Source organism: Methyloglobulus sp. (assembly GCF_046714055.1).
In the GTDB taxonomy this organism is placed as follows: domain Bacteria; phylum Pseudomonadota; class Gammaproteobacteria; order Methylococcales; family Methylomonadaceae; genus Methyloglobulus.
Genome location: NZ_JBKKBJ010000121.1, coordinates 1 through 6,129, shown reverse-complemented (window position 1 = coordinate 6,129; position 6,129 = coordinate 1). Strand labels below are relative to the sequence as shown.

Genomic DNA, 6,129 nt, shown 5'->3' with positions numbered 1-6,129 from the left:
CCAGCAAGCTGGACAACCCGGTCGCCGTCGTTTGACCAAATGAACTCAATAAGTAATCGCTATATATTTCTAACAGTTCTGTATTCATCCTTATAGTTTACTTCAACTATGGGTGCGTAACATGAGTGAGTAATGTGAAAAGATTAGATAGGGATTATACGTCAAACCAAGGTGTCACGTGCAATGAGGCAATTTGAATTTGGTTAGAAATGACTGGCCTTAGTTTTGCACCGATTGGCTAATAGGTAAACTCGATTTACTGATTCGGCTTGATAATGTTTGAAACCATTTGGGCTGAACCCGTCGAAGCCTACTGGCCTTTCGGCCAGATCAAGCCGAGCGGAGTTATAACTTCACAAGACTGGATCAATAGGAAGGTGTCGCCTGTTCTTTCAAAGAAATCCGGCTTGTGTTAGATGAGAACAATTGTCTTTTCAGCGACCTTGGAGACGTTGAAGCGTTCTGCTGGCATATCGGGATTTTCAGGGCTGATGCTGATGCGGGCTCGTAAAGCAAAAACATTTCCGTATACATTGCAGCACAGCTGACAATGGTGAGTATTTGATTTCAGGATTTTGGGAGATTTCCTAGGCGTCTTGGTAGGAAGAGGCATTCTACCAGAACAGATTTGTCGTTGGGTCGGTGTTTGTTATCATACTGTCGGCAAAAAAACTCGGTGGCAATAATATCCGACCTGGGTTCTTGCAGGGATGGTTAGGTGGGAAGAGGATTTTTACGTAGACGCTGTCTTCAAAACAAAATCATTACCAGACTAGCTATTGTAAATGAAGGTAATGTGCGCTTGAACTTGAACCTAATGGCTTTTAGTAGAAGTCTGCTCCAATTAACTAACCAGTCGTTCACTAATTTTGGTTTATTGGCCGGTTTTGGCCGATTTTGAAGCTAAAGCTTCCAATTACGCCACTGACCGCTTTACTCAAATGCAAAATAAAGTTCGAAATATGATCCCAAGCTAGCCAGCCCTTAAACTCTCGCTTAAACTCTGAATAGAAGAAATTTCAGATTCAATCGACAAGCGGAACATGGAATATCCCCCACAGCTTGCGTCGGCCCCACCCCCACTTTCGCTGAATCAGCTAAATTTTGTAGCCATCCGGGTCTTTTAAAAACGCGACAAGAATGGATACATCATCCTTCATCGGCCCAGGCATGTGGGTAATGTTGACATCCTGGGAGGCTAAAGCCTCGCAAGTTTCGTAAATATCATCGGTGGCCAACGCGATATGTCCATACGCCGTTCCAGTTCATAGTGCCGCTTGCCCCAATTGTAGGTCAGTTCTATCACCGTGCTTTCAGCTTCATCCTTGCATCCAAGGAACGCAAGGGTGTACTCACCCTCTGGATAATCCTGTCGTCGCAACAATTTCATGCCGAGCAGTTGCGTATAGAAGGCAATGGACTTATCAAGATCGCCAACACGCAGCATAGTATGCAGTAGACGAGTCGGGTATTGGTTTGGTTTAATCATTCTCCATAGTTCCCTTTAAGACAGAATCTGGTTTCTTAAATGTCCCCAACTCCTCAATTTTATAGCCTCCCGGATAAGTTGGGCGTTTAACCTGGGTACCCAAGCGGGGCTGGCGGCGTTCCGGGAAGAAGCGAAGCGGTTTGCCGCGTAGCTTCAAACTATTTTTCACGAAACGTTGAAATGGTACCGGTACCTTATAAAACCCAAAGGCTTCACATAAGGGATCATCCATCATGGCATTGATGAAAGGCTTGCCAAGCGGCCACAATATCTTCGGCAGATAGAAACCCAGCAATAAATCCCGGGTGGCTGACCCGATATGATAATTAACCTCCGCATACCTGAAATGGGTACGCCCGTATTCGATATTGTAATCCTCAAAACTATTGATATCTTTGGGGATATCCTTGATGTTCATGCGCCGTCCAAGCTCACTATAAAACTGGAATATGCCTAGTTTTTCATTTTCCCTGAGCAATCGCCAGCCGAAGTGTTCAATCCACCGGATAGGCTCAAAAACAAAGGTGGACAGCACATACAGGAAATCTTCATTGGCAATGGGGAAGCGGCCATGCATCTGGTTCATGCGTCTTAACGCAGCCCGCCCCCGCTCGCTGTCAAAGCCGTTTTCTGTAATTTCGTAAAGGATAAGCTCTGTATCATCGTAGCGCTTCCTGGGACGCGAGACAAATTCACCAGTTTTATAAAGCAATGCCGAAATCGAAGGAACTGCGTATGTGCGAAACAGCGCAAATTCCAGCGCCCGCTCATAATCCCAGGGGAATTCGTAACATTGCAGCAAATACATGATTTCTTCATAATCCTTTTCAGGATCAAGCGCTGCAAGACTATCAGTGATTTCACGTTTCATTACGCTTAAATTACCCCGGTATTTGCTATATAAAGGTTTACGGTGCAATGTCTTTAACGGAATAGCACGGATTTTGAAGCAAAGATCACTTATTATTAGCGTATTTACGCCGCAAAACTGCGCCAGTAGTGCCAATGGTCAAGGCAGGAATCAACACCCAAATGAGTTCTGAAGAGATCACACGAAGCCCCCATTCCGTAAAAAAGCTGCTAACCCCGATTGGGGAAACTTGAATGGGCCTAAACGGGAGAAATATCCGTTCTAAACTAAAAGGCCAATACAATGCCACGCCAAGCCCACCGTTTGTCATGGCGTCTAGGAATGCATGGGAAGCACACGACAAGAAGCAAAGCCAAAATACTATCCAAGGCTTAGATCGGAGATGCCTGTGAAAATAAGATAACAAGGAAGCCAGACCTAGGGCAAAGACTAACGAATGCGTAAAACCCCTATGGCCCCATTGTGATTCATAAGGAATACCAAATTTGAAGGCAATAACATCGACATCTGGAAAAACTGAGCATGCCGCGCCCAGTAAAAATAATTTGAAATTTACCGTATCGCTTTTGAAACCGGCATACAGAACCGCCGGAACCGCTATGTGGGAAAATGCTGAAGCCATTTTTTTGACCTTGACAAGTTTTTATACGGGACTGATTATCATCTATTCTTGCAGTCTTAGCTATAACAGGAATAACTGTTCGGCGACAATTATCCTGTCCGGTCGTAAAGTAGTTGACGTCAGACAAATAACTTTAAAACTAGGTTTGTTCGGAGACTGTGCATTCTCCGTAAACAAGATGACCGCAATCGGCAGGATTGAAGCATTTTGATTGTGTTTTTTAACAATTGCAGGATTCTGTTTAGTAAAAAATAGAAATTACTTGATACCCGACACTGGTAAACTCCAGAATTACGGCAAGTTGAGCAGCCTAGTTCGAACCACTCAGTCAATTTTGTATTTTTCAAAAATATTGCAACCAGGATAAGCGACTCTTCGAGCTTGAGCGTCTTGTTAATAAAGGCCTGGGGATACGCTGTAAGCTTTGAGCCACCATAATCGAGCCGCAAACACAAACATCCACAATGACAATAGCCCCGTGGATAAGCGTTCATAGAGGCCGGTACCCATCCGCAGTTCGGCGCTCCACGACATTAGCGCCAGAAATACCAAAGCCAAGCATCCAGAAACAATAGAGTACGCACTAAGCCCTCGTAGGCTGTGATATCGTCTAATCAAGATGCCCCAAAGTAACGAAGCACCAATCAGCGCAAAAAAACCTACGCCAGCCGATAAGCTGTGTAACTTCTGACTAAGCATAAGTCTCGGTAAGGAACAGCCAACTTCGCAAGGAAACGTGCCAGCACCAATCCGCGCAATGCCATTTACGGCAATCAACAGGGCAGCAAATTTGGCAACCGGGCTATCTTTGAATGCAGTTGACAAGAATGCCGCAAATGCGATGTGCATGAGCCCAGTAGGCACAAATGCGCCGTACCGCATAATGAATTCAGTAGAGCTTCCCCGCTCACCAAGCTCGCTGATGTACTGGGAATAGTGGCTGTATTCCGGTCTTAAACTGCCACCATAAATAATGGCCGCTGCCCATAACACGGGAGCCAACACGCCGCATAAATTGCCGATCTTAGGGAGCGTTATCTTCATAAGAGACAGGCGGTAACGAAACGACAGCTAACGAACACCGCAGATGTCGCGATGGCGTGTTGCGAAATAATGGGTAGGTGCATTGCCTGATTAATGTCAATGCTTAGATTTCCCAGCCTACTTGGGTATTAGTCTAGAAACTGTCCGTAGTACTTCGTCGTAAAACGAGGGCGTGCCAACTTCTTCGGAATTTTAACGTCCCCAGGCTTTAGCCATTGGGTTTGGATTGGCGAAGCATTACAACCCAGTGTGTGAATCGCCAGTTGATTGTATTGCTGCGCGAACTGTTGCCAGCGGGGTTCAACAGGGTTGGAGCAGATCGGGTCAAACGAAAATGAAATGCCAGGGCCGCCGGAATATAAACCGAACGGCTTCTTGTATTTTTCCGGGCGATGCACGAAATAGGTTGCCCACCCGTTTGGCGTAAAGCCTGTCTGTTGTTCAAAGTCCTTGATGAATTGGTAGGTTTCAACGATAACGCGGGTAAGTTGCGAAATATCATGCTCGTAATATTGGAAGTCGAGCCGAAACTCGTCTGCAGAAGGGCGCCAATACTCATTGACAAAGTCATGGCGGGAATAAACCAGTCCCTTGGGCTGTGGCACTTCGACGCCCTCAAACCCGCGCTGGACCGCCAAACGCTTTGCGATACGAAATTCATCGCAGGCAGGCTGCGATGAAGCAGGGGTTACGGAACCCAAGCCCGCCTTGTATCGCTGGTCCACAAAACTCGCCAAATGGTGGAGAAAAACGACCGCAAACAAGGCATCGCAGGCCTCACGCTTGACGATCAATCCCTGGGCAAGCTCTTCTGGTGACTGAAAAACCTCAATCGCCAGGTCTGACCGGCACAGCGTCGCTGGACGGACCTCCAGTTGGCACTCGACAATGATACCGGAGAGCCCAAACGAACACTTGAACTCATGGAACTCCACCCCATCCTTATCGTCAGTCAATGTGCGGAGCTCGCCTTTTTCATCGACATAAGTCAGGGCGACAACATGTGCGGAAAAATAGCCAGCTCCGTCCAGTGATGACTCTTTGGTATCACCGACTGCAACAGAGCCTACGGTGGCCTCGCCGATTTCCGCCTGAAACGGGATTTCCACACCCTGCGCCTGTAGCCACATATTGAGCTTCTTAAGACGGCACCCTGCCTGCACCCGCACGATCTGTCGCCCCGTACTATCAAATTCCAGGCCGACAATGTCATCAAGCTTACGTGTACACAACATCGTCCCGCCGTCATTGACGATAGTGGATGTCACCGATAGCAACGAGCCTACCGGATTGACGGGGGATGGAAACCGTTGCGCGTCGCGCACCACGGCCTGCACATCAGCGTAACTTATCGGTTCGACATAGACAGCTGGCTTCGTCGAGCGGCTCAGCCCCCAATTGCTGTGGCTGCGGCCTTCTTTTTCAAGTACGCCGTGAAAGGGTTGAGAGATCGTGATATCGTTCATTGGATACCTCGGATATAGGGTTGTGGTGGATATTCTGCCGGTAATTGCTGTTATCGCTATCCGATAATCACATATCTGCCAATATCAGGTGCTTTGGCGAGCAACGATTGCGCTTTCAATAAGGTGTCTTGCACATGAGCCGTCGTCATGTGGGCATTTTCAGCCGAATCGCCCGCCCATTCTTCAATGAAGACGAACTCGGCGGCGTTGGTTTTATCTTGCAGTAGCTGATAGCTTAAGCAACCTTTTTCACGTCGCGTGGGTTCAACCAGGTTCAGCAATAGGCCTTTAAGTTCCTCAACCTTATCGGGGAATGAAGTGACTCTCGCAATAACTCTCACCGTTTTATTTGACATGTGCCGCCTCCAGGTTTCAATCGTTTATTTTCAAATTTACCAGCAGTGCTGTCACAAATCAAATCGAAAGATTTTCCCAAAATCTGCTACTGGATTTTAACCTGATCGATGGGTAAGTTTCGATTGATTTTGTAAAATTGTTGACTGTCGGCTACTGGCCGACCTTCACCGCAATGGTTGATATGAGCCACAGTCTGGTTTTGAGGATTAGGTTGTACAAAGTAAACTCTGGGCTAAGCAATTGATTTCAATTGTTTTGATTATTTTTTGCGTAACTTGCA

General features: G+C 46.8%; 7 protein-coding genes. All 7 read right to left on the bottom strand.

Annotation, left to right across the window (positions count from 1 at the left end; all coding sequences use genetic code 11):
* Positions 1-1,097: 1,097 nt before the first annotated feature.
* Positions 1,098-1,238 (bottom strand): VOC family protein, encoded by a 141-nt coding sequence (locus ACLQ6D_RS07415; RefSeq protein WP_411726650.1) that lies wholly within the window; start codon positions 1,236-1,238, stop codon positions 1,098-1,100.
* Positions 1,199-1,489 carry a VOC family protein gene (locus ACLQ6D_RS07410; RefSeq protein WP_411726649.1) on the bottom strand — a complete coding sequence of 97 codons (291 nt, stop codon included), beginning with the start codon at positions 1,487-1,489 and terminating at the stop codon, positions 1,199-1,201. The genes ACLQ6D_RS07415 and ACLQ6D_RS07410 overlap by 40 nt, the downstream gene beginning before the upstream one ends.
* Complete coding sequence (locus ACLQ6D_RS07405; protein WP_411726648.1) at positions 1,482-2,360, bottom strand: oxygenase MpaB family protein; 879 nt, start codon at positions 2,358-2,360, stop codon at positions 1,482-1,484. The genes ACLQ6D_RS07410 and ACLQ6D_RS07405 overlap by 8 nt, the downstream gene beginning before the upstream one ends.
* Before the next feature lie 85 nt (positions 2,361-2,445).
* Positions 2,446-2,982, bottom strand: a complete 537-nt coding sequence (locus ACLQ6D_RS07400; protein ID WP_411726647.1) for a metal-dependent hydrolase — start codon at positions 2,980-2,982, stop codon at positions 2,446-2,448.
* 393 nt (positions 2,983-3,375) lie between these two features.
* Positions 3,376-4,026, bottom strand: coding sequence for a DUF998 domain-containing protein (locus ACLQ6D_RS07395; protein WP_411726646.1), 651 nt, complete (start codon positions 4,024-4,026; stop codon positions 3,376-3,378).
* Positions 4,027-4,154: 128 nt separating this feature from the next.
* Positions 4,155-5,492 (bottom strand): FAD-dependent oxidoreductase, encoded by a 1,338-nt coding sequence (locus ACLQ6D_RS07390; protein ID WP_411726645.1) that lies wholly within the window; start codon positions 5,490-5,492, stop codon positions 4,155-4,157.
* A gap of 56 nt (positions 5,493-5,548) precedes the next feature.
* The gene (locus ACLQ6D_RS07385; protein ID WP_411726644.1) at positions 5,549-5,848 is read right to left on the bottom strand and encodes a putative quinol monooxygenase; all 300 of its coding nucleotides are present in this window, start codon (positions 5,846-5,848) and stop codon (positions 5,549-5,551) included.
* Positions 5,849-6,129: the final 281 nt, after the last annotated feature.